Origin of the sequence: Fulvimonas soli (genome assembly GCF_003148905.1) — a bacterium.
Taxonomy (GTDB): domain Bacteria; phylum Pseudomonadota; class Gammaproteobacteria; order Xanthomonadales; family Rhodanobacteraceae; genus Fulvimonas; species Fulvimonas soli.
This window is the reverse complement of the sequence record NZ_QGHC01000005.1, coordinates 133,514-157,513: the sequence shown is the minus strand read 5'-3', so window position 1 is coordinate 157,513 and position 24,000 is coordinate 133,514. Positions and strand designations below refer to the sequence as shown.

Sequence of the window (24,000 nt, the reverse complement as noted above, 5' to 3'; positions counted from 1 at the left end):
GTGAACCGACTCCGCATGATCGTCGCGCTGGCCCTGATCTACATGGTGTTCGCCGTGCTGCTCAACAGCGTGGGCACGGTGATCCTGCAGTCGATCCACGCCTTCGGCGTGGACAAGCCGCGGGCCAGCCTGCTGGAGCTGTTCAAGGACCTGCCGATCGCCGTCACCTCGTTCCTGGTCGCCTCGTTCCTGCCGCTCCTCGGCTACCGCCGCGCGATGATGCTGGCGCTGGCCATCGTCGGCGCGGCGTGCACGCTGATGCCGCTGCGCCCCGGCTTCCACACCGCCGAATTCCTGTTCGCCTGCATCGGCGTCTCCTTCGCGCTGGCCAAGGTGGCGGTGTACTCCTCCATCGGCCTGCTCACCGCCGACAAGGCCGGGCACACCCGGCTGACCAACACCATCGAGGGCCTGTTCATGCTCGGCGTGCTGGCCGGCGGCTGGCTGTTCAGCGCCTTCGTCGACCACGCCGACCCGGCCAACCCGTCGTGGCTGCGCGTGTACTGGCTGCTCGCCGGCGTCTGCGCGCTGGTGATCGGCCTGCTCGCCGCCTCGCCGATGGACGAGTCGGCCGCGCGCGAGGACGGCATGGGCTCGATGGTCGGCTCGCTGCTGCAGATGCGCGCGCTGTTCCTGCGCCCGCTGGTGTACGTGTTCCTGCTCTCGGCCTTCCTCTACGTGCTGATCGAGCAGAGCTTCGGCACCTGGCTGCCCACCTTCAACAACGAGATCCTGCACCTGCCCAACGCGGTCAGCATCCAGCTCGCCAGCATGCTCGCCGGCGCCACCGCGGCCGGCCGCCTGCTGGCCGGCCAGGTGCTGCGCCGCCTGCACTGGCACCGCCTGCTCAACCTGTGCGTGCTGGGCATGGCCGCGCTGATCGTGCTGGCGCTGCCGCTGGCCCGCCACGCGGCCGCGCCGGCCGGCGCCGGCTGGCTCGACGCGCCGGCGGCGGCCTACCTGATCCCGCTGATCGGCCTGCTGATGGCGCCGATCTACCCGGTGATCAACTCGGTGGCGCTGGGCGCGCTGCCCAAGCCCGCGCACGCGGCGATGACCGGGCTGATCGTGATCTTCTCGGCGCTGGGCGGCACGCTGGGCTCGCGCATCACCGCGCTGGTGTTCGCCCGCGCCGGCGGCATCCACGCCTTCTATTTCTCGCTGCTGCCGATGACGCTGATCCTGGTCACGCTGTTCTTCTTCCGCCGCGAGTCCGACCGCGCCGGCGCCGTCGCGCCGGTGGCGGCGGGCGCCGCCGCGGAGTAGCGCGGCGCGGCCGCCCCCACGGAGTCGCCATGTCCACGCTGCCACGCCGCCTGCTCGCCGCCCTCGCCCTGCTCGCCGCCGCCGGCCCCGCGGCGGCGGCCACCGACCCGAGCTTCCTGCTCACCGCCACCGCGGCGGACTTCGACCGCTATTTCCCGAGCTACCTCGCCAACGGCTACTTCTCCACCATGACCTCGGTGCGCGGCACCGAGGGCAACCGCGCCTACATGGTCGCGCTGATGGACTACGCCAGGGACGACATCGCGCGCCCGGCGGCGATCCCCGGCTGGAGCGAGATCGACTACAACCCCGGCGGCGGCTGGCTCAACGCCACGCGGGTGGCGCCGCACATCTTCCGGGACTACCGCCAGACGCTGGACATGCACGACGGCACGCTGACCACGCGCTACCGCTTCGCCTACGCCAACAAGGCCACCGACGTGGAGGTCGCCACCTTCGTCAGCCAGGCCGACGGCCACCTCGCCGCCACGCGCATCGCGCTCACCCCGCAGTTCGACGGCGAGGCGCAGGTCACCTTCCCGATCCGCCTGTGGAGCGAGTACCAGCCGCGCTTCCCGATCGCCAGGATGACCGGCGAGGAGATGATCGCCGCGGTGATCGCCAGCGGGCAGACGCTGGACAACAAGCCGGTGCCGATCCCCGACCGCGCGCCGGTGTGGTACCCCGGCTACGTGCGCGTGGCGGCCGCCGACGGCGACGCCGGGGCGCTGACCCTGTGGCTGGACGGCCGCGCCCAGGGCGGCCCGGCGATGGCGCTGGCCGCCGCCGTCGGCCTGCCCGCGGGGCTCAAGGTCGAGAAGGCCGAGCTGGAGAAGACCCCGTACCGGCTCTCGCTCAACCTCACGGTGAAGTTCGAGAAGGGCCGCACCTACGCCTTCACCAAGTACGTCGCCGCCTCGCGCGAGGGCTGGGGCGGCGACGCGCGCGCCGACCGCGCGCTGGCCGAGCAGGCGCGGCGCACCGGCTTCGACGCGCTGCTCGCCCGCCACCGCGAGGCCTGGCACGCGCTGTGGCGCAGCGACATCGTGGTCGAGGGCGACCCGCAGGTGCAGAAGGCGCTGCACTCGGACCTGTACTACCTGCTGTCCAACACCACCGTCGGCACCGCCTGGCCGATGGGCGCCTGCGCGCTGACGCCCGGCTACGCCGGCCACGCCTTCTGGGATTCCGACTCGTGGGTGTTCCCCGCGCTGCTGCTGCTGCACCCGGAGCGCGCCAGGCCGATCGTGATGTTCCGCAGCCGCACCATGCAGCCGGCGCGCGAGCGCGCGCGGCAGTACGGCGCCGCCGGCCTGATGTACCCGTGGGAGGCCGACCCGGAGACCGGCGTGGACCACACGCCGCACTTCGCCTACGAGGTGTACCGCGAGATCCACGTCAACGCCGACATCGCCATCGCGCAGTGGCAGTACTGGCTCGCCAGCGGCGACGAGGCCTGGCTGAAGGAGCACGGCTGGCCGGTGATCCGCGGCATCGCCGAGTTCTGGGCCAGCCGCGTCAGCTACGACGCCGCGCACGACCGCTACGAGATCCACCACGTCACCTCGCCCGACGAGGCCTACAACGACGTGCCGAACGACTCCTTCACCAACGCCGCCGCGCGCAAGGCGCTGCAGATCGCGGTGAAGGCCGCCGGGCAGGTCGGCGCCGCGCCCGACCCGAAGTGGGGCGAGATCGCGGCCAAGATGTACATCCCCTTCGACCCCAAGGCGCAGCGGCACCTCGACTTCGACGCCTCGGTGCCGCACGACAAGATCACCTGGATGGGCTCCTCGCTGATCTGGCTGATGTATCCCAACCTGGACCTGCCGATGTCGCCGCAGGTGCGCCGCAACGACTTCGAGTTCCAGCTGCACGAGCTGAAGGAGCACGGCGACGACCCCAACGAGATGATGATGGTGATGCTGGCCGTGGGCGCCGCCGAGCTGGGCGACGCCAGGGCCGCGGGCGAGTGGATCCGGCGCAACCTGCCGGGCTTCCTGAAGGCCCCGTTCAACGTGCGCACCGAGACGGTGGCCAACAACGCCGGCTACATCCTCTCCACCTCGGCCGGCTTCGTGCAGAGCTTCGTCTACGGCCTCACCGGCCTGCGCATCGACGACGACGGCCTGCGCGAGGCCTACGCGCCGGTGCTGCCGCCGGGCTGGCGGCGGCTCACGCTCAAGGGCGTCAGCTTCCGCGGCCGGCGCTACGACATCGCGGTGGAACGCGGCGCGGACGGCCAGGCCCGGCTGACGCGCAGGGCGCTGTGATGGCCGCGGCCCGGCCCGGCCGCTTCCCGCCGCCGGCCACGGCCGGCGCGCGCGGGCACCGCGCCGCGCGGTGACGCCGATGGCCGCGCCGTCGCCCGCCCTGCTCGACGCCATGCGGCGGATCGACGCGCTGCTGCGGGCCGGCGATTTCCGCGCCGCGCGCGAGCGGCTGGCGGCACTCGTGCAGGAACATCCGGACTTCGTCGAGGCGCTGCGCCTGCTCGCCGGCGTCGCGCAGGCGCTCGGCGATCCCGAGGACGCGGAACGGCTGCTGCGCCGCGCCGTCGCGCTCGATCCCGGCTGGGCGCCGAGCGTGGCCGCGCTCGGCGAGCTGCTGCTGGCCTGGGGCCGCGCGGAGGAGGCCGAGCCGCTGCTGCGCCGCGCGGCGCCGCGCTACCCGCGCGCGGCGCTGGTGCTGGCGCGCCACTGCAACGACACGCAGCGCCCGGCCGAGGCCTACGCCGTCGCCGCGCCGCTGTGCGCGGCCGGCCCGCCCGACGCCGAGCTGGCCGCCCAGCACGTGGCCGCGGCGGCGGCCCTGGGCCGGCTCGGCGAGGCGCTGGCGGTGCACCGCCGGCGCGCCGAGGAAGCGCCGGACGACGCCGCGGCGGCGGAGGCGCTGGCGATCGCGCTGGACGCCGCGCAGCAGCCCGCCGAGGCCGCGCGCCTCGCCGGACAGGCGCTCGCGCGCGGCCGGCGCTGCGCGGCGCTGCACCAGGTGCAGGCACGCAGCCTGGTCGCGCAAGGCGAATACGCGCGCGCCGAGGAGGCGCTGCGCGCCTGCCTGCGCCTGGAGCCGCGGCGAGTGGAGGCGCACGACCACCTGGCCCGGCTGGTGTGGATGCGCAGCGGCGACGCCGCGCAGGCCACCGCGGCGCTGGACGAGGCGCTGCGCGCCTTCCCCGACGACGACGCGCTGCGGGCCGCCAAGGCCGCCATCCTGCAGGGCGCCGGCGACCCGCGCGGCGCCTATGCCTGCCTCGCCGGGCGCGCCGCGCGGCCGCAGGCGCCGCCCGCGCTGCTGGTGCGCGCGGGCCTGGCCGCGCTCGACTTCGACCCGGCGCTCGCCCTGCCGCTGGCCGAGCGCGCGCTGCGCCTGGCGCCGGCCCATGCGGCCGCGCGTAGCCTGCTCGCCGCCGCGCTGCTCGGCGCGGGCGACGCGCGGGCGGCGCTGCCGCACTGCGAGGCGCTGCGCGCCGCCGCGCCCGACGACCAGTATCTGATCGCGCTGCAGGCCACCGCCTGGCGGCTGCTCGGCGACGCGCGCTACCGCGAGCTGTACGACTACGAGCGGCTGGTGTTGCCGCAGCGGCTGGAGGCGCCGGCGCCGTGGACCGACCTCGCCGCCTTCCTCGCCGACCTGCGGCGCAGCCTGGAGCGCCTGCACGACCCGCACGGCCACCCGCTGCTGTTCCAGTCGCTGCGCCACGGCACCGAGACCACCGCCGACCTGGCGCGCAGCGACGACCCGGCGCTCCGCGCGCTGTTCCGCGCCTTCGACGCGCCGATCCGGCGCTACCTGGAGCACATCGGCCGCGGCGACGACCCGCTGCGCCGGCGCAACCGCGGCGGCTACCGCATCAACGGCAGCTGGTCGGTACGGCTGCGCCGCGCGGGCTACCACGCCAGCCACGTGCACCCGCGCGGCTGGATCTCCTCGGCCTGCTACGTCGCGCTGCCCGGCGACCTCGACCCGCGCGGCGAGGAAGGCAGCCTGGGCTTCGGCGCGCCCGGCATCCTCACCCGGCCCGCGCTGCCCGCCGAATACCGCGTGCGGCCCGCGCCGGGGATGCTGGTGCTGTTCCCTTCCTACCTCTGGCACGGTACCGCGCCCTTCGCCAGCGACGAGGCGCGGCTCACGGTGGCATTCGATGTCGTTCCCGCGCCTTGAACGGTTCTTCGCGGCCGAAGGCCGCGATCCCGGCGATGACGCACGCGCCACGCCAGCCAGCCCACCGCGAGGTACGCGCATGAACGCCCTCCGCCCGCTGCTCCTGCTCTGCCTGGCCCTGCCCCTCGCGCCCGCGCTGGCCGCGGACGACCCGGGCTTCACGCTCACCGCGACCGCGCAGGACTTCGCCCGCTACTTCCCCGGCCAGCTCGCCAACGGCCACCTCTCCACCTTCACCGGCCCGCGCGGCACCGAGGGCAACCTCGCCTACATGGCCGCGCTGATGGACTACGCCGAGGGCGACATCGCGCGCCCCGCCGCGGTGCCCGGCTGGAGCCAGATCGACTACAGCGCCGGCAGCTCGGCCGCCGGCCATTTCTGGCTCAACCAGGTGCCGCTCTCGCCCGCCGTGTTCGAGGACTACCGCCAGGACCTCGACCTGCACGGCGCCACCCTCGCCACCCGCTACCGCTACCGCGACCACGGCCGCGACACCCGCGTCGAGGTGGTCTCGCTGGTCAGCCAGGCCGACCCGCACCTGGCCGCCACGCAGCTGTCGATCACCCCGGAGTTCGACGGCGAGGTGGAGCTGTCCTTCGTGTTCGACCTGTGGGCGCCGCAGCAGCCGCGCTTCCCGCTGGCGCGCCTCACCGGCGACCAGATGCAGGAGGCGGTGGCGGCGCACGGCCTGAAGCTGGAGCCGCTGCCGCCCGCCACGCCGGACCGCGCGCCGCTGTGGTACCACGGCGACGTGCACGTGCGCGCCGCCGGCGGCGACGCGCGCGACCTCACGCTGTGGCTGGACGGCCGCGCCGAGCGCGGCGCGGCGATGGCCGAGGCCGCCGCGATCGCCGTGCCCACGGGCCTGGAGATCGCCGCTGCCAGGGTGCGCCGCAGCGACTACCGCCTGGCGCTCGACCTCAGGGCGCGCGTGCGCAAGGGCCGCACCTACGCCTTCGCCAAGTTCGTCGCCGCCTCGCGCGAGGGCTGGGGCGGCGACGCCCAAGCCGACCTCGCGCTGGCCCGCGCCGCGCGCGATCGCGGCTTCGCCCGCCTGCGCGCGGCGCACGAGGCGGCATGGGCCGACCTGTGGCGCGCCGACGTGCGCATCGACGGCGACCCGCAGGCGCAGCGCGTGGTGCACGCGGACCTGTACTACCTGCTGGCCAACACCGCGCCGGACGCGGCGCTGCCGGCGGGTGCCTGCGGCCTCACCCCCGGCTACGCCGGCCACGTGTTCTGGGACAGCGACGCCTGGGTGCTGCCCGCGCTGCTGCTGCTGCACCCCGAGCGCGCCAAGTCGCTGGCCGACTTCCGCAGCCGCACGCTGCCGGCCGCGCAGGCGCGCGCCCGCGCGCGCGGCCTGCGCGGCGCGATGTACCCGTGGGAGGCCGACCCGGCCGCCGGCACCGAGCAGACGCCGCACTTCGCCTACGTGCTGGGCGAGCGCGAGATCCACGTCAACGCCGACATCGCCATCGCGCAGTGGCAGTACTGGCTCGCCAGCGGCGACCGCGACTGGCTGCGCGCGCACGGCTGGCCGGTGATCCGCGCGGTGGCCGACTTCTGGGCCAGCCGCGCCGCCCGCGTGCCGGAGCGACGGCGCTACGAGATCCTCCACGTCACCTCGGTGGACGAGGACTACAACGACGTGCCCAACGACACCTTCACCAACGTCGCCGCGCGCAAGGCCTTGCGGATCGCCGCGCGCGCGGCCGCGGTGCTGGGCGAGCAAGCCGACCCGCGCTGGACCGAGGTGGCCGACGGCCTGTACGTCCCCTTCGACGAGCGCGCCGGGCACCACCTGGAGTTCGACCCCGCCGTGCCGCACGACCAGGACACCTGGGGCGGCAGCTCGCTGCCGCTGCTGGCCTACCCGTCGCTGGACCTGCCGATGGACCCCGGCCTGCGCCGCCGCGACTACGACTACGCGCTGCGGGGGATCACCCGTTCGAGCCGCGACCCCAACAGCATGGGCCTGGCGCCGCTGTCGATCGCCGCCGCGGCGATGGGCGACGCCGCGCAGGCCGGCGACTGGTTCCGGCGCAACCTCACCGCGCGCGTGCTGCAGCCGCCGTTCGACGTGCGCACCGAGACCGCGAACAACAACACCGGCTATTTCCTCACCGCCGCCGGCGGCCTGCTGCAGAACATCGTGTTCGGCTTCACCGGCCTGCGCCTGGCCGAGTCCGGCCTGGCGCAGGCCTACCCGCCGCTGCTGCCGCCGGCGTGGCGCGGCTTCACGCTGCGCCACGTCGCGCTCCGCGGCCGGCACTACGACATCGCCGTGCGCCGCGGCGCCGACGGCCGCGCGGTGCTGTCCCGCACCGCCGAATGAGCGCCGGCATCCGCCGTCGCCTTCCATCGCCCCGGAGGTCACCATGCACGCCACCATCCGCCTCTCCCGCCCGCTCGCCGCGCTGGCGCTCTGCGCCGGCCTCGCCCTGCCGGCCACCGGACGCGCCGCCGAGAACGCGGCGCCGGCCGTGAAGCCCGACGGCAGCATCGCCGCGCCCGCCGCCGCGCTGCCCTATTCCGCCCTCGCCTCGCCCGAGGCGCGCGCGTTCTTCCCGAAGATGCTCGCCGAGGGCGCCAAGGCGCCGCCGATCACCGCGATCGGGCCGAGCCGCGCCTTCTACGACCGCATGAACGGCGACCGCGTCGCGCGCATGCGCAGGCTGTTCGCGGTAGACATCCGCAGCGAGAGCATCGCCGGCGTGCGCGCCGACGTGGTGCGGCCGGCGCAGGGCGTGGCGCCGGCCAACCGCCGCCGCGTGCTGCTGAACCTGCACGGCGGCGCCTTCCTGTGGGGCGCGCACAGCGGCGGCCTGGTGGAGTCGATCCCGGTCGCCGCGCTGGGCCGCATCGAGGTGATCAGCCTGGACTACCGGCAGGGCCCGGAGCACGTGTTCCCCGCCGCCAGCGAGGACGTGGAGGCGGTCTACCGCGAGCTGCTCAAGACGCACGCGCCCGGCCAGATCGGCATCTACGGCTGCTCGGCCGGCGGCATCCTCACCGCCGAGGCGACCGCGCGCATCCTGCGCGACGGCCTGCCGGCGCCGGGCGCGATCGGCACCTTCTGCGGTTCGCTGGTCACGCTGGACGGCGACTCCGCCTACGTCGCGCCGCTGCTCAACGGCCAGGGCGTGCCGGCGCGGCCGCTGCGGCTGGCCGACCTGCCCTACTTCCGCGGCGCCGACCCGGACGACCCGATGGTGCAGCCGGGCCGCTCGCCCGCGCTGCTGGCGAAGTTCCCGCCCGTCCTGCTGATCAGCGGCACGCGCGACATGGCGCTGAGCTCGGTGGTGCGCAGCCAGGCGCTGCTCACGCAGGCCGGCGTGCCGGCCGAGCTGCACGTGTGGGAGGGCATGTGGCACTCGTTCTTCTCCGACCCGGAGCTGCCCGAGTCGCGGCAGGCCTACCGCGTGATGGCGGAATTCTTCGACCGCCGCCTGGGCCACTGAACGGAGGACGGCGGGACGCCCGCCGCGGCGCGCTTTGCCGCCCGCCGGCCCGGCGAGTATCCTGACCGGCAATCCACCATCGCCCGAGACCATGAGCCAACAGACCGTCCTGGTCGTCGACGACGAGCGCGACATCCGCGAGCTGCTGACCATCACGCTCGGCCGCATGGACCTGGCCGTCCACGCGGTCGGCACGGTCAGCGAGGCGCGCCGCGCGCTCGCCGAGCGCAGCTTCGACCTGTGCTTCACCGACATGCGCCTGCCCGACGGCACCGGCCACGAGGTGGTCGAGCTGATCGCCGCGCAGTACCCGGACACGCCGGTGGCGATGATCACCGCCTATGGCAACGTGGACGCCGCGGTGAGCGCGCTCAAGGCCGGCGCCTTCGACTTCGTCTCCAAGCCGGTGGACATCCAGATGCTGCGCCGGCTGGTGCGCACCGCGCTGAAGCTGGCCGAGGAGCGCCGCAGCGGCGCCGCCGCGGCCGGCCGCGCGGGCGACCGCCTGGTCGGCGACTCGCCGGCGATGCAGCAGGTGCGCGCCACCATCGCCAAGCTGGCGCGCAACCAGGCGCCGGTGTACATCGCCGGCGAGTCCGGCGTGGGCAAGGAGCTGGTGGCGCGGCTGATCCACGAGCAGGGCCCGCGCTCGGCCGGCCCGTTCGTGCCGGTCAACTGCGGCGCGATCCCCTCCGAGCTGATGGAGAGCGAGTTCTTCGGCCACCGCAAGGGCAGCTTCACCGGCGCGCACGCCGACAAGGAGGGCCTGTTCCAGGCCGCGCACGGCGGCACGCTGTTCCTCGACGAGGTGGCCGAGCTGCCGCTGCACATGCAGGTGAAGCTGCTGCGCGCGATCCAGGAGAAGGCGGTGCGCCCGATCGGCGCGCGCGAGGAGGTGCCGGTGGACGTGCGCATCCTCTCGGCCACGCACAAGAACCTGGCCGGGCTGGTCGAGCAGGGCCAGTTCCGCCAGGACCTGTTCTACCGCATCAACGTGATCGAGCTGCGCGTGCCGCCGCTGCGCGAGCGCCGCGGCGACGTGCCGCTGCTGGCCGAGCACATCCTGCGCCAGCTCGCCGCCAAGAGCGGCGGCGCGGTGGGCCGGCTCACCGCCGAGGCGAAGCAGGCGCTGGACGACTACGACTTCCCCGGCAACGTGCGCGAGCTGGAGAACATCCTCGAGCGCGCGATGGCGATGTGCGAGGGCGACACCATCACCCCGGCCGACCTGATGCTGCCGCAGCGCGCGCCGCGCCAGCCGGCCGCGGCGCCCTTCGCCGCCGGCCCGGCGCCGGCCGCCGCCGAGGCGCCGGCTTCTCCCGGCAGCGTGCCGCTGGACGACTACATCAGCAACCTGGAGCGCAGCGCCATCATCAAGGCGCTGGAAGAGTCGCGCTACAACAAGACCGCCGCGGCGCGGAAGCTCGGCATCACCTTCCGCGCGCTGCGCTACAAGCTGAAGAAGCTCGGCATCGACTGAGGCGGCCCCGCCGGTCCGGCCGGGCCGGGGGCCATCGCGGCCGGAGGCCGCTCCCACAGGCTTGCGGCAGGCGGTGGGAGTGGCCTCCGGCCGCGATCCCTTCATCCCTCAGCCCCCACCCGCGCCCGCAACCGCCCCTCACGAGCGCCCGCGCGTCTCCTGCAACGCCTTGCGCACGTAGCGCAGCAGCGTGCGCGCGGACACCGGCTTGTCCACCACGTACAGGTGTTCCAGCGGGGGCAGCTCGTCCAGGTCCGGCGGTGCCTCGGGACGGGCCAGCAGCAGCACGCCGCGGGTGTAGCCGCGCTCGAGCAGCGCCGCCAGCGTGCGCACGCCGGTCAGCAGGCTCATGTCCGCGTCCAGCACCACCAGCTCCGGCAGGCCGTGCGCCTCGATCCACTGCAGCGCCTCGGCGCCGCTCTGGCTGCCGTGCGGCTGGTAGCCGTAGCTGTCCAGCACGTCGCCGAGCAGGGACAGCAGCGCGGCCTCCTCCACCACCACCAGCACGCGCTCGGCATCGCCGTACAGGCCCTCCTCGGCCTCGGCCTCCTCCGGCGTCTCCGCCGGCAGCTCCAGCGGCAGGTAGAGGTGGAAGCGGGTGCCCTTGCCCTGCTCGCTCTCCACGCGCATCACGCCGCCGTGGTTGGCGACGATGCGCTTGCAGGACAGCAGGCCCAGGCCGGTGCCGGTCTCCTTGGTGGTGAAGAACGGCTCGAACAGCCGCTGCAGCGTGGCCTCGTCCATGCCGGTGCCGTTGTCGGCCACGGTCAGGCGCAGGTAGCGGCCGGGCCGGCACGGCTCCTCCGGCAGGAAGAAGTCGGCGCCCAGGTCGATCTGCCCGCTGCTCACCTCCAGCCGCCCGCCCTGCGGCATCGCCTGCAGCGCGTTGAGGCAGAGGTTGAGCAGGCACTGCTGCAGCTCGGTGTGGTTGCCCTCGAAGGCCAGCTCGGGGTTCTCGGCCTGGATCGCCATGTTCACCGCGCGCGGCACGCTGCCCTGCAGCAGCAGCTCCAGCGCGTCGAGCAGCGCGCCCAGGCGCACCCGCTCGGCGCGGCGCGCCCCGCGCGCGAAGGAGAGCATCGACTGCACCATCTGCAGGCCGCGCCGCCCGCAGTCGCGCACCAGCGCGCCCAGCCGCGCCAGCCGCGGGTCGTCCTGGTAGTCCTGCAGGCTTTCGCCGGCCAGCAGCAGCGGCTGCAGCAGGTTGCGCAGGTCGTGGCTCAGCCCGCTGGCGAGCATCGCCAGGCTCTCGAAGCGCTGCGCGCGGATCAGCTCGGCCTCGGCGCGGCGGCGCGCGCGCTCGGCGGCCGCCTCGGCCAGCGCGCGGCGCACCGCGCTGGCCAGCCGCGCCGGGTTCTGCTTGAGGATGTAGTCGGTGGCGCCGTTGCGCAGCGCCTGGATCGCCGCCTCCTCGCCCAGCGTGGCCGAGACGAAGATGAAGGGGATCTCCTCGTCGTGCTGGCGCAGCAGCTCCAGCGCGCGCTGGCCGGAGAAGCCCGGCAGGCTGAGGTCGGACAGCACGATGTGCGGCCGGAACTCCTGCAGCGCGGCGACGAAGCCGGCCTCGTCGTCGACCACCCGCGCCTCGCAGGCGATGCCGTCCGCCTTCAGCTCGTCCAGCACCAGCTCGGCGTCCAGCGCGCTGTCCTCCACCTGCAGCACGCGCACCGCCGGGGACGGGACTACCGGCCTTTTCGCCATGTTCCCCCCGGATTCCGCATCGGGCCGCCGCCGGGCACCATCGTCGCGCGCATGCTCAGTCGCCGTCCGGCGCCTGGTTGAGCACCGCCCAGAACTGGCCGAGCGTGCGCACCGCGTCGAAGAACTGCGCCACGTCCACCGGCTTGATCACGTAGGCGTTGGCGCCCAGGTCCCAGCTGCGCGCCAGGTCGCGCTCCTCGCGCGAGGAGGACAGGATCACCACCGGGATGCGCCGGAGGTTCTCGTCGTCACGCATCCGGGTGAGCACGTCCAGCCCGCTCATGCGCGGCATCTTGATGTCCAGCAGCACCACCGTCGGGTGGACCGGCTCGCGCCCGGCCCAGGCGCCGCGGCAGTACAGGTAGTCCAGGCAGTCGACGCCGTCCTCCACGTGCACCACCGGGTTGGCCAGCTTGGCCTCGCGCAGCGCGTCCATGGTCATCTCCGCATCGGCCGGGCTGTCCTCGACCAGCAGGATGGTGCGAATGTCTCGGTGCTTCATGCAGTGTCCTGGCTCGCGCCTCTGTGTGGGTTTCAGTTCGCGCCCCTGCCGGTCTGGTCGGCAGGCGGCAGGTAGAAGTAGAAGGTGGCGCCCTGGTCGGGCGCCGCCTCGGCCCAGACCCGGCCGCCGTGGCGCGCGATGATACGCCGCACGTTGGCCAGGCCGATGCCGTGCCCGGGGAATTCCGACGCCTTGTGCAGGCGCTGGAACACGCCGAACAGCTTGTCGGCGTACTCCATGTCGAAGCCGACGCCGTTGTCGGCCACGCTGAAGGTGTAGCCGCCGTCGCTGCCGCGCCGCACCTCCACGGTGATGCGCGCGACCTCGCGCTGGCCGGTGTACTTCACCGCGTTGCCGAGCAGGTTCTGCCACACCGTGCGCAGCATGTTCTCGTCGCCCACCACCACCGGCAGCGGGGCGATCTTCCACACGATGCGGCGGCCGGCGGCCTCCGACTCGGCCAGCGCGCGCGCCTCGTCCGCCAGGGTCTGCATGTCCACCGTCTGCAGGCGCAGCGCGCCGCGGCCCAGCCGCGAGAACACCAGCAGCTCGTCGATCAGCTCGGCCATGCGCTTGGAGGCGTCGCGGATCACGTCCAGGTAGTGCCGCGCGGTCTCGTCCACGCCCTCGCCCAGGTGCCGCTCCAGCTTGCCGGCGAAGCCGGCGATGTGGCGCAGCGGCGCGCGCAGGTCGTGCGAGACCGAGTAGCTGAAGGCCTCCAGCTCGCGGTTGGCGTCGGAGATCTGCTCCACCTTGCCCTCCAGCTGGCGGTTGAGCTCCTTCACCTGGTGCTCCACCAGCGCGCGCGCGGTGATGTCGCTGACGGTGAGCAGCAGCACCGGCGCCTCGCCGTCGTCCTGCTCCAGCCGGCGCGCGTTGACCAGCACGTGGCGCTCCATGCCGTCCACGGTGCGCTGCTTGATCTCGTAGTCCCACAGCTCGCGGTCGTGCAGCAGCACGTCGTGCAGGCGCTGCAGCAGGCCGCTGTCGGACCAGGCGCCCTCGCCCACGTCCTGCAGCAGCTTGAGCGGCCGCTTCTCCCGCTGCGGCAGGCCGTACAGCTCGCTGAAGGCGGTGTTCACCAGCAGCGTGCGCATCTGCTCGTCCAGCAGCGCGATCGGCTCGCGCACCGCCTGCAGGATCATCAGCGCGCGCTGGATCGCGCGGTTCTCGCGCGCCTCGGCCCTGATGCGCCGGCCGATCTGCCACTCGGACACCAGCACGATGATGCCCAGCAGCAGCGCCTGCGCCAGCGCGGTGATCGCCAGCACCACGTCGTTGCGGAACGAGCGCATCTGCGCGTTGGCGCGCCGCTGCCGCAGCACGGCGTCCTCGTTGTCCACGATGGCGCGGATCAGCTCGTCCAGCTTGAACAGCGTGCCCGAGTCGCGCAGCGCGGCGTCGGCGCCGGCGCGGTCGCCCTTGGCGTAGCGCAGCAGCGCCTGCTTCATCAGCGCCAGGCGGCCGTTGACCACCACGCCCAGGGCGTCGATCGCCGGCTGCTGGGCCTTGTTGTCCGCGCTCATCTCGTGCAGCCGCCGGAACAGCAGCGGCGTGTCGCTGGCGCCGAACTCGACGCGGTCGCGCACCGCCGGGTCGTTGTCGCCGTCGAGCATCCGGTACATGGCGGACTCGCTGTCGCGGATCTCGAAGGCGATCTGGTAGGCCAGCGACTTGACCTCGGCCGAATGGGTCACCCAGGTGTCCGCCTCGAGCGCGTCCTCGGTGCTGGCGCGGGTCACCAGGTAGGGCAGCGCCACGATCACCAGCATGGCCGAAAGCAGCCCGAGCACCCGCCAGCGCAACAGGCTCCAGCCGCGCAGTCGGCTGACCAGGGCGGAGACTCGGCGGGGGCTACGATCGGACATGCATGACCTTGGGCTCGTCGCGCGCGGCGCGATGGAGCATACGACACCTCGGCACGCAAAATGGCCATGGAAGCAGGCGTCGCGTCAAGGCCGCGCCAAGGCGCGCGGCGGCGCCGGGGCACCCGGCTTCCGGCGCCGCTGCCGGGCAGCGCGCGGCGGCAGTGCGGAACCCGGCTGGCCGCGGATCGCGCCGGGCTGGCTCCGCATCGGGGCCAGGCGCATCCACGCGCTTTTTTTCTTCAATCCGGCCGGGCTCCCACCGGCCCCGGCCTCGACGGCAATGCGCGTCCCGCGGGCAAAAAGAAGCCCCCGACCGGCAGGGGCTCCTGGCCTTCACATCCGGGCGCTCCGGCGCGTGCGCCGGCTAGAACGGGATGTCGTCGTCGTCGAAGCTGGGATTCTCGGCCGGCGCCGGGGCCGCCGGGCGCGGCTGGCCGTAGTCGTTGCCGCCGCGCGATTGGCCGCCGCCCTGGGCGCGCGGCGCGCCCTGCGGGCGCTCGCGGTAGCCGCCGCCACCGCCCATGCCGCCGCCCTCGCCGCCCGGGCCGCCGAGCATCTGCATGTCGCTGGCGATGATGTCGGTGCTGTAGCGCTCGATGCCGTCCTTGTCGGTGTACTTGTCGGTGCGCAGCGAGCCCTCGATGTAGACCTGGCGGCCCTTCTTCAGGTACTCGCCGGCGATCTCGGCCAGCTTGCCGAACAGCTTCACGCGGTGCCATTCGGTGCGCTCCTGGCGCTCGCCGCTCTGCTTGTCGGTCCACTGCTCGGAAGTGGCGATGCGCAGGCTGGTGATGGCGGTGCCGCTGCCGGTGTAGCGGGTTTCCGGGTCCGCGCCCAGGTTGCCGACGATGATGACTTTGTTGACGCCGCGTGCCATGGGGTTCTTCCTCGTTGGAGCCGGCGGCGAATCAGCGGGCGGTCGCGGCCGGAGTGGTTGGATGTGCCGGCTATCATACCCGTGCCGCCCGCCGGCGCGATGGCCGGGCGGCGGGTCCCGGCGTAGGGGCCGGCCGCGCCGGCCGGTCGGCCGTCAGGCCGCCGGGCCGGCCGCCGGTTCCTCCGCGGCCACGCGCTCCAGCGCCAGCCCGGCCGCGTCCCAGGCGTCCAGGCCGCCCAGCAGCGGGCGCACGCGCCGGTAGCCATGCTCGATCAGCCGCTGCGCCACCCGCGCCGCCGAGATCTCGTTCGGGCAGTTGCAGTACAGCACCAGCTCGCGCTCCGGCGGCACCGCGCGCAGGACCGGCTCCAGGTCGTCCAGGTCCAGCAGCAGCGCGCCGGGGATGACCCGCCCGTCGAGCGCGCGCGCCGCCGCGGTGCGCACGTCCACCACCACCGGCGCCTCGCCGGCGGCCAGCGCCCGGCCCAGTTCCTCCACGCTGATCCGCGCCATCCGCAGCGAGCGCAGCAGCCGCCAGCGCTGCCACCACTTGAGCAGGATGTACGCGGCCAGCAGCGCGCCCAGCAGCCCCAGCGCCAGCGTGCCGGCGCTTTCCAGCGCGTCCAGCACGCGGTCGATCTGGCGCGAGAACGCATAGCCCAGCGCCACCGCCAGGCCGGCCCACAGCAGCGAGCCGGCGCCGTCGAGCAGCACGAAGGCGCCGGGCCCGAGCCCCATCGCGCCGACCAGCGGCGGCGCCACGGTGGACAGGCCCGGCACGAACTTCGCCACCAGCAGCACCTGCCCGCGCCAGCGCTGGAAGCGCAGCTCGGACTGCCGCACGCAGGAATCGGGCGAGAGCGAGATGCGGCACAGCGCGCGCGTCACGCCGTGGCCGAAGCGCCGGCCCGCCGCGTACCAGGCGAAGTCGGCGAGCAGGCAGCCGCCCAGCGCCATCGCCAGCACGCCCGCGGGCGGCAGCTGGCCGTTGGCGGCCAGCGCGCCGGCCACCACCAGCGTCGGCACGGCCGGCACCGGCAGGCCGGCCTGTTCGACCAGCACGTTGAGGAACACCACCAGCAGGCCGTATTCCCCGATCAGCAGGACGATTTCCTGGGCCATGCGCGATTTGCCCGCGGGACGATGGCGCGGATGATTGGGGCGGCCGGAGCCGATTGCAATTTGCGCGCATGGACCGCGGGCTCCCGGCGAGGCGGACGGCCGGGACTCAGGCGCGCTGCGCGTCCGCCGCCACCGCCGGATGGCTGCGCCCGGCGATCCGCCGCGCGCCGGCCAGCACCAGCGGCAGCCACGGCACGGTCAGCGCGGCGGCGCACAGGAACACGCCCTCGGTGCCCAGCCGCCCCAGCGCCACGCCGCCGACCGCGCCGCCGACGAAGGCGCCGACGAACTGGCTGGTCGAGTACGCGCCCATCGCCGCGCCGCGCAGCGCCGGCGGCGCCAGCCGCGAGACCAGGCTGGGCAGCGCCGCCTCCAGCAGGTTGAAGGCGGAGAAGAAGACGGTGGCGGCCACGCCCAGCAGGGCCAGGTGCGCGCCCGACAGCGCGAAGCCCAGCAGCGACAGCCCGATCGCCGCCACGCAGACGGCGACGATGCGCAGGCTCTGCTGCAGCTCCTTCATGCGGTGCAGGCAGGCGCCCATCACGAAGGCGGCGATGGTCATCGCCGGCAGGTACAGCTCCCAGTGCCGGCCCACCGGCAGGCGCAGGCGCTCGGCCAGCAGCAGCGGCAGGCCGACGAAGCTCGCCGTCAGCAGCAGGTGCAGGAAGAACACCGAGCCGTTGAGCACCAGCAGGCGGCCGTCGCGCAGCATCGCCAGCACCTGGCGCAGGCCCGCCGCGGCGGGCGCCCGGGGACGCGCGGGCGTGGGCACCGCCAGCCACAGCAGCAGCAGCGAGGCCAGCGCCAGCGCCGAGGTCGCGGCGAACAGGCCGGACAGGCCGCCGACCACCTCCAGCGGCGGGCCCAGGACCAGGGCGAGCAGGAAGGCCACGCCGATCGACACGCCGATGATGCCCATGGTCTTGCCGCGGTGCTCCTCGCGGGTGAGGTCGGCGGCCAGCGCGGTGCCGGCCCCGGCCACCGCGCCCATGCCCTGCAGCGCGCGGCCCAGCACGATCCCGGCCAGGGTGTGCGACAGCGCGGCGACCAGCCCGCCGGCGGCGAACACCAGCAGGCCCAGGGTGATCGCCGGCTTGCGCCCGATGCGGTCGGACAGGAGGCCCAGCGGGATCTGCAGCAGCACCTGGCCGAGCCCGTACACGCCCAGCGCCAGGCCGATCAGCAGCGGCGTCGCGTCCGGCATGCGCCGCGCGTACAGCGAGAACACCGGCATCACCAGGAACAGCCCGAACAGGCGCAGGCTGATCACGCAGGCCAGGGCCAGCGCGCTGCGCCGCTCGAGGCTGGAGAACTTGCTCACCGGGAATACCGCGGGGACGTAAGGATGCACCGATTATACGGAGCATTCCGCGCCGGCCGGTTGCGGCGGCTTGCCGCGCCGATGGCCGCGCGGCGGCCGCGCCGGGACGCCTGGGGCCGCCGCACCCTATACTTGGCCTGGACGAACGCCCTCCGCTTCCCGCCCCGATTCCATGCACGCCGACGCCCTGAGCCCCACCGACGACTTCCAGCGCGTGCGCGCCCTCGCCGCGGCCGACATGCAGCGGGTGGACGCGCTGATCCGCGGCCGGCTGGCCTCCGACGTGGTGCTGATCAACCAGATCGCCGAGCACATCGTCGCCGGCGGCGGCAAGCGGCTGCGCCCGATGCTGCACGTGCTGGCCGCCGGCGCGGCCGGCTACCGCGGCGAGCAGCACCTCAAGCTGGCCGCGATCATCGAGTTCATCCACACCTCCACCCTGCTGCACGACGACGTGGTGGACGAGTCGGACCTGCGCCGCGGCCGCAAGACCGCCAACGCGCTGTGGGGCAACGCGGCCAGCGTGCTGGTGGGCGACTTCCTCTACTCGCGCTCGTTCCAGCTGATGGTCGAGCTGGACGACATGCGCATCATGCGCATCCTGGCCGACACCACCAACACCATCGCCGAGGGCGAGGTGCTGCAGCTGCTCAACATCGGCAACGCCGACGTGGACGAGGCCGCCTACCTGGCGGTGATCGAGCGCAAGACCGCGGTGCTGTTCGCCGCCGCCACCGAGCTCGGCGGCCTGCTCGGCGGCCTGCCCGCCGGGCAGCAGGCCGCGCTGCGCCGCTACGGCATGGAGCTGGGCTACGCCTTCCAGATCGCCGACGACCTGCTCGACTACGTCAGCGACGCCGACACGCTGGGCAAGAACATCGGCGACGACCTCGCCGAGGGCAAGCCCACGCTGCCGCTGATCTACGCGCTGCAGAGCGCCAGCGAGGAGCAGAAGCGCTCGCTGCGCCACGCCATCGAGCGCGGCGGGCTGGACTCGCTCGACCGCATCGTCGCCGCCATCCGCGACTCCGGCGCGCTGGAGCGCACGCACGAGCGGGCGCGCCAGCACGCCCGCGCCGCGCGCGAGGCGCTGGTCGCGCTGGCGCCCTCGCCGCACCGCGAGGCGCTGCGCACCCTGGCCGACTACGCGGTGGAACGCACCGCCTGAGGGCGCCGCATGAGCCTTCCCGCCCGCCCCGGACAGGCTCCGCGCCCGCGCGCCGCGCGCGCGGGCGGATCGGCGGGCTAGCCGGCGCCGCGATGACCGCCCGGCTCCGCCAAGCGCCATCCGGCCGGCCCGGCGATGCTCCTGCCGCCATGGCGCGGAACGCGCGGGGTCCGCGCCGCCTGGCCCGCGCCGCCGCCGCCCTGCTCGGCCTGCTGCTCGGCGCGGCCGCGGCGGCCGGCCCCGCCCCCTCGGCCTGGGCGCGCTGGAGCAGCGTCGCCTTCCAGCACTTCACCATCCGGCAGGGCCTGCCGCACGCCACCACCACCGCCTTCGCGCAGGACCGCGACGGCCTGCTGTGGGTGGGCACCTTCGGCGGCCTGGTGCGCTACGACGGCTACCGCGCCGAGGTGTTCCGGCAGTCCGCCGCGCCGGGCGAGGGGCCGCCGGACAACTACATCCGCGCCCTGCAGGCGGCGCCGGACGGCAGCCTGCTGGTGGGCACCTCCAGCGGCGGCCTGGCCCGCTTCGACCCGCGCGAGAACCGCTTCGCTTACTACGACAGCTCGTCCTCGCGCGGCACCGGCACGCGCGTGATGGCGCTGGCGCCGGACCATGCCGGCGGCTTCTGGATCGCCGGCCAGAGCGGCGTCAGCCACCTCGACGCCGACCTGCGCACCCTGCGCCGGCTGCCCGGCGACGCCGGCCTGCCGCGCCAGGACGACGCCGGCGTCTTCGCCGTGCTGGAGGACCGCGACGGCAACCTCTGGGTCGGCGGCAACCGCGGCCTGTACGTGCGCCGCCGCGACGCCGCGCGCTTCCAGCGCTACCTGCCCGACGACGCGGCCGCGCGCGCGGTGCTCGGGAGCGACGTGTGGGCGATCCGGCAGGACCGCGCCGGCAACCTGTGGGTGGGCAGCGGCGCCGCCGGCGTGGCGCTGATCGACGCGCATGGCCGCGCGCGCGTGCCCGCCGGCCTGGGCGGGGCCGACCCGGCGATCGCGCACCGCACCGTGCGCGACATCCTGGCGACGCCGGACGGCCGCATCTGGATCGCCACCGACGGCGTCGGCATCGCCGTCTACGACCCGGCGCGCGGCGACGCCGCCCTGCTGCGCCACGACAAGGCGCGGCCCGGCTCGCTCGGCGGCAACATCGTGCGCGCGCTGTTCCTGGACCGCTCCGACGGCCTGTGGGCCGCCACCGAGTCGGACGCCTCGCGCTGCGACACGCGCCACTCCATCGTCCACACGCTGGACGGCGCGGCGATCTTCGGCGCCGACAACGCCGGCATCGACGAGAACGTGCGCAGCGTGTACACGGACCGGCGCGGCATCGTCTGGCTGGGCTTCAACCGCGGCCGCGTCGCCGCGGTGGACCCCGTGCGCGGCAGCATCCGCACGCTGCAGCTGGGCGGCACGCAGCAGGGCCAGGACGTGCGCGCGATCGACGCGCTGGACGACGGCCGCATCGTCGCCGGCTCGCGCGGGCTGGTGACGATCGACCCCGGCACGCTGGAGGTGCGCCCGTACCCGGTGACGGCCGAGCTGGACCAGCGCCCGATCCTGGCGCTGCGCGCCTGGCGCGGCGACCTGCTGGCCGGCACCTACGACGGCCTGTTCCGCATCGCGCCCGACCGCAGCGCGCGGCGCTACCAGCACGCCGCCGACGATCCGCGCAGCCTGGCCGACAACCAGGTGCGCAACATCGCCACCCTGCCCGACGGCAACGCCTGGATCGCCACCACCGGCGGCATCAGCATCCTGCGCCCGCAGGGCGAGGGCTTCGACAACCTGGTGCACGTCGCCGGCGACCCGGCCAGCCTGCCGCAGAACTACGTCGGCTCGATCGTGCCCTCCGGCGGGCGGATCTGGGTGGGCACCTACGGCGGCCTGGCCTCGACCGCCGCCGCGCCGGGGCCGGACGGCTACCGCTTCCGCACCGTGCACGGCAGCGACGGCCTGGGCAGCGACAACGTCGCCGCCGTGCTGGCCGACCGCCGCGGCCGCCTCTGGACCGCCACCGCCAACGGCCTGGCCATCTACGACCCGGCCAGCCGCGGCGTCGTCACGCTGGGCGAGCGCGACGGCCTCGACGCCCGCTTCTACAACCACCGCACGGCGACGCTCGGGCCCGGCGGCGAGCTGCTGTTCGGCGGCCTGGACGGCCTGACCGTGATCGAGCCCGTGCCGGAAACGCGCCCGCAGCAGCCGGCCGTGCCGCTGGCCGTCACCAGCGTGTCGGTCGACATGCGGCGCCTGCCGTTCGCGCAGCTGCCGCGCGCGGACCGCCCGCTGCGCGTGCCGGCGGGCGCGCGCTCGCTGCGCATCGCCTTCGCCCTGCTCGACTACACCGCGACGGAGGACGTGCGCTACAGCTACCGGCTGGAAGGCTTCGACGAGCAGTGGCTGCCGATCGACCCCGGCCAGCCGCCGTCGACCAAGTACACCAACCTGCCCGGCGGCGACTACCGCCTGCGGCTGCGCGCGGCGATCCCGGGCCTGCACGCGCGCACGGTGGAGACGGCGATCCCGCTGTCGATCGCGCTGCGCTGGTACGAGCGCGCCTGGGTGCGCGCCGCGCTCGCCCTGCTCGCGCTGGCCGCGGTGTACCTGCTGGTGCTGCTGCGCACCAGCTACCTGCGCCGGCGCGCGGCCAAGCTGGCGCGGCTGGTGCAGGAGCGCACCGGCGAGCTGCAGCGCGCCAACGAGCGGCTCGACCGCCTGGCCCACGTCGACGAGCTGACCGGGCTGCTCAACCGCCGCGCGCTGATGGAGCAGCTGGAGCGGGCGATCGCGCAGGCCGCGCGGCAGGGCGGGTCGCTGTCGATCCTGATGCTCGACATGGACGCCTTCAAGGCGCTCAACGACCGCCACGGCCACCTCGCCGGCGACGTCGCGCTGCGCGCGGTGGCGGCGATGGTCTCCGGCCATTGCCGCGAGGTCGACCGCCTGGGCCGCTACGGCGGCGAGGAACTGCTGCTGATGCTGCCCGGCGCCGGCCTCGACGAGGCGGGCCTGATCGCCGAGCGGATCCGCCGCGCGATCGCCGCCACCGAGGTGCCCTTCGGCGACGCCCGGCTGCGGCTCACCGCCAGCATCGGCGTGGCCACGCTGTGCCGCGGCGAGCGCATGGAGTCGCTGATCGCGCGCGCCGACGCCGCGCTGTACCGCGCCAAGAACGCCGGCCGCAACGCCGTGCGGGCCGCGGCCGACTAGGCCGCGGCCCGGCCGGGTTCAGGGCGTGCCGGCGAAGGCGCCGCGCAGCCAGTCGCGCATCAGCCGGTAGCTGCGCTGCGCGGCGCGCTCGTCGTAGGCGCAGCCGGGCGAGTGCTGGTCGGTCTCGGTGAAGCAGTGCACCGCGTTGCCCAGCACCACGAACTGCCAGTCGGCCTTGCTGCCGCGCATCTCGTCCATGAACCTGCCGGCGTCGGGCATGGTGCCCCGGTCGTCCGCGCCGTTCATCGCCAGCACGCGCGCCTTGATGTTTTTCGCTAGCGCGGGATCGTCGGTCTGCAGCGCGCCGTGGAAGGACACCACCGCGGCCACGTCGGCGCCGCTGCGGGCGAGGTCGAGCACCGCCGAGCCGCCGAAGCAGAAGCCAATCGCGGCGAGCCGGGCCAGGTCGACCGGCGTGTCCCTGGCCTGCGCCTTCAGCTGCGCCAGCGCCAGGTTCACCCGCTTGCGCATCAGCGCGCGGTCGGCGTAGAGCGGCTTCACCGCGGCCTGGGCCTGGTCGTTGTTGGCGGGGCGGACCGCCTGGCCGTACATGTCGGTGACCAGGATCACGTAGTCCCTGCCGGCGATGCCCTCGGCCTTCTTCACCGCGGCGTCGTTGACGCCGTACCAGTTGGGCACCATCACCAGGCCCGGGCGTTTGGCCGTGCTCGCGTCGTCGTAGACCAGCACGCTATGGAACGTGGTGCCGCCGTCGCTCCACTCGACGGCCTTGTGCACCATCTTCGCCTGCGCGGCGAAGGCGGCGAGGGAGAGCAACAGGGTGGTGCAGGTGCGGGCGATGGTGGTCGGCATGGCGGGTTCCTCCGGGTGGCGGAGCAAGAGAGTAACCGTCCCCCGGCAAAGCCGTGGGAACTCCCTCTATGGTTTTAGTCCTGACCCTCATCCATGAAAATTGCTGGCCATCCGCAGGACCGGCTCCGCATGGGGCTTGTATTGCATCATGGCTCGGGTCAGACACCGCAGCATCTCGCGCAGGCGGAACCACCGGTTGAACCGGTAAGCCGCCTCGGTCAAATAGTGCCGCGCGTACTTGCTCCGGTGGATGGCGTAATAGCTTCCGCTGATCGCGCGTTTGGCATTGCCCGGCAGTACGTTGACCCGGCGCGAGCCGCGCAGGCCGCTCGCCCGCCGGCCGCTTCCAATCACGCACGGCAATGAATCGAGTGCAGTTCCAGGCTAGCCTGTCGATGGTGGAGCTCATGCAGCAGTACGGCACGGCGGATTCAACCGCGAAGTGCACCGCGTTTGAAGGATGCCTCGAACCTCACCTGAGGCGTTCGATAGCGTAAACGCTTTCGTGGCCGCTGATTGAGCTGGTCCGCGACATGCTGAAGCGCTTGATCGGTGATCGCGGCAAGATCGCAGCCCTTGGGAAAGTATTGTCTGAGCAGACCATTGAGGTTCTCGTTGCTGCCGCGTTGCCAGGAAGCGAACGCATCGGCATCGGTGCGCATGACCCGATTCGTAGGTGCCGTCTGCCTTCGCGTTGCGTCGGCGTTCCCGTCCGACCGTCGATGCACTGCGTCCGATCCGTTCGGCGATCGCACGATCGGACCAGCCGCCCTCGAAAAGCACTTCAATCTGATACCGTTCGGTTCGGCTCAGGTGCGTGTAGTTCATCGTTGCTCCACTTGGCGGTGAAGCGGCGCAGGCTAGCGCGCCTGGGCCTCTTCACGCGATCGGGTGGTGCACTTCAGAGTTGAATCCGCGCCCGGCAAAGCCGGGGGGGAAATTCCCTCTATGGTTTCTCGGCAGGATGCGTAGTGAGTAGCGAGGGCGCAACCATGGCATGCTGCGTCGCCCACGGCCCAAAGGCCCGCGAATGCGGGCG

15 protein-coding genes and 3 pseudogenes are annotated in these 24,000 nt (G+C 73.9%); 8 read left to right on the top strand and 10 right to left on the bottom strand.

All coding sequences use genetic code 11. The features are described from left to right. Positions 1-15 precede the first annotated feature (15 nt). The 6 genes from C7456_RS07955 to C7456_RS07930 all read left to right on the top strand — a co-directional run bounded on the left by C7456_RS07955 (position 16) and on the right by C7456_RS07930 (position 10,374). The gene (locus tag C7456_RS07955; protein ID WP_109723215.1) at positions 16-1,266 is read left to right on the top strand and encodes an MFS transporter; all 1,251 of its coding nucleotides are present in this window, start codon (positions 16-18) and stop codon (positions 1,264-1,266) included. Between the two features lie 29 nt (positions 1,267-1,295). Further along, entirely contained in the window at positions 1,296-3,539 is a 2,244-nt protein-coding gene (locus C7456_RS07950) for a glycosyl hydrolase family 95 catalytic domain-containing protein (RefSeq protein WP_109723214.1), read from the top strand. Positions 3,540-3,618: 79 nt separating this feature from the next. Next, the gene (locus C7456_RS07945; RefSeq protein WP_109723213.1) at positions 3,619-5,430 is read left to right on the top strand and encodes a tetratricopeptide repeat protein; all 1,812 of its coding nucleotides are present in this window, start codon (positions 3,619-3,621) and stop codon (positions 5,428-5,430) included. Positions 5,431-5,509: 79 nt separating this feature from the next. Further along, complete coding sequence (locus C7456_RS07940) at positions 5,510-7,768, top strand: glycoside hydrolase family 65 protein (RefSeq protein WP_109723212.1); 2,259 nt, start codon at positions 5,510-5,512, stop codon at positions 7,766-7,768. Between the two features lie 43 nt (positions 7,769-7,811). After that, entirely contained in the window at positions 7,812-8,894 is a 1,083-nt protein-coding gene (locus C7456_RS07935; RefSeq protein WP_109723211.1) for an alpha/beta hydrolase, read from the top strand. A 91-nt stretch (positions 8,895-8,985) separates the two neighbouring features. Continuing rightward, positions 8,986-10,374 carry a sigma-54-dependent transcriptional regulator gene (locus C7456_RS07930; RefSeq protein WP_109723210.1) on the top strand — a complete coding sequence of 463 codons (1,389 nt, stop codon included), beginning with the start codon at positions 8,986-8,988 and terminating at the stop codon, positions 10,372-10,374. 138 nt (positions 10,375-10,512) lie between these two features. On the opposite strand, the gene C7456_RS07925 is transcribed toward C7456_RS07930, so the two are convergent. The 6 genes from C7456_RS07925 to C7456_RS07900 form a co-directional block, all read right to left on the bottom strand. Next, positions 10,513-12,075 (bottom strand): response regulator, encoded by a 1,563-nt coding sequence (locus C7456_RS07925; RefSeq protein ID WP_109723209.1) that lies wholly within the window; start codon positions 12,073-12,075, stop codon positions 10,513-10,515. Positions 12,076-12,130: 55 nt separating this feature from the next. Next, positions 12,131-12,577: a response regulator gene (locus C7456_RS07920; protein WP_109723208.1), complete on the bottom strand. Its 447-nt coding sequence runs from the start codon at positions 12,575-12,577 to the stop codon at positions 12,131-12,133. A 32-nt stretch (positions 12,578-12,609) separates the two neighbouring features. Further along, a complete protein-coding gene (locus C7456_RS07915) occupies positions 12,610-14,445 on the bottom strand; it encodes a sensor histidine kinase (RefSeq protein ID WP_109723207.1) in 1,836 nt (611 codons plus the stop codon). A gap of 364 nt (positions 14,446-14,809) precedes the next feature. Further along, entirely contained in the window at positions 14,810-15,322 is a 513-nt protein-coding gene (ssb, locus tag C7456_RS07910; protein ID WP_109723206.1) for a single-stranded DNA-binding protein, read from the bottom strand. Between the two features lie 153 nt (positions 15,323-15,475). Next, positions 15,476-16,444 carry a DedA family protein/thiosulfate sulfurtransferase GlpE gene (locus C7456_RS07905; RefSeq protein WP_109723205.1) on the bottom strand — a complete coding sequence of 323 codons (969 nt, stop codon included), beginning with the start codon at positions 16,442-16,444 and terminating at the stop codon, positions 15,476-15,478. A gap of 106 nt (positions 16,445-16,550) precedes the next feature. Then, positions 16,551-17,765 (bottom strand): MFS transporter, encoded by a 1,215-nt coding sequence (locus tag C7456_RS07900; RefSeq protein WP_109723204.1) that lies wholly within the window; start codon positions 17,763-17,765, stop codon positions 16,551-16,553. Between the two features lie 172 nt (positions 17,766-17,937). Between C7456_RS07900 and C7456_RS07895 the strand changes: the two genes are divergently transcribed. Beyond that, positions 17,938-18,933 (top strand): polyprenyl synthetase family protein, encoded by a 996-nt coding sequence (locus C7456_RS07895; protein WP_109723203.1) that lies wholly within the window; start codon positions 17,938-17,940, stop codon positions 18,931-18,933. A gap of 149 nt (positions 18,934-19,082) precedes the next feature. Then, a complete protein-coding gene (locus C7456_RS07890) occupies positions 19,083-22,148 on the top strand; it encodes a ligand-binding sensor domain-containing protein (protein WP_170120195.1) in 3,066 nt (1,021 codons plus the stop codon). Positions 22,149-22,166: 18 nt separating this feature from the next. Here the strand turns inward: C7456_RS07890 and C7456_RS07885 are convergent, their stop codons facing one another. The 4 genes and pseudogenes from C7456_RS07885 to C7456_RS17730 all read right to left on the bottom strand — a co-directional run. Beyond that, positions 22,167-22,961, bottom strand: a complete 795-nt coding sequence (locus C7456_RS07885; protein ID WP_109723201.1) for a dienelactone hydrolase family protein — start codon at positions 22,959-22,961, stop codon at positions 22,167-22,169. Positions 22,962-23,048: 87 nt separating this feature from the next. After that, positions 23,049-23,303: pseudogene (locus C7456_RS16825) on the bottom strand (IS1595 family transposase); the annotation flags it as partial. Positions 23,304-23,392: 89 nt separating this feature from the next. Next, positions 23,393-23,608 (bottom strand): annotated as a pseudogene (locus C7456_RS07880) (transposase); the annotation flags it as partial. A gap of 58 nt (positions 23,609-23,666) precedes the next feature. Continuing rightward, positions 23,667-23,789, bottom strand: a pseudogene (locus C7456_RS17730) (helix-turn-helix domain-containing protein); the annotation flags it as partial. Positions 23,790-24,000: the final 211 nt, after the last annotated feature.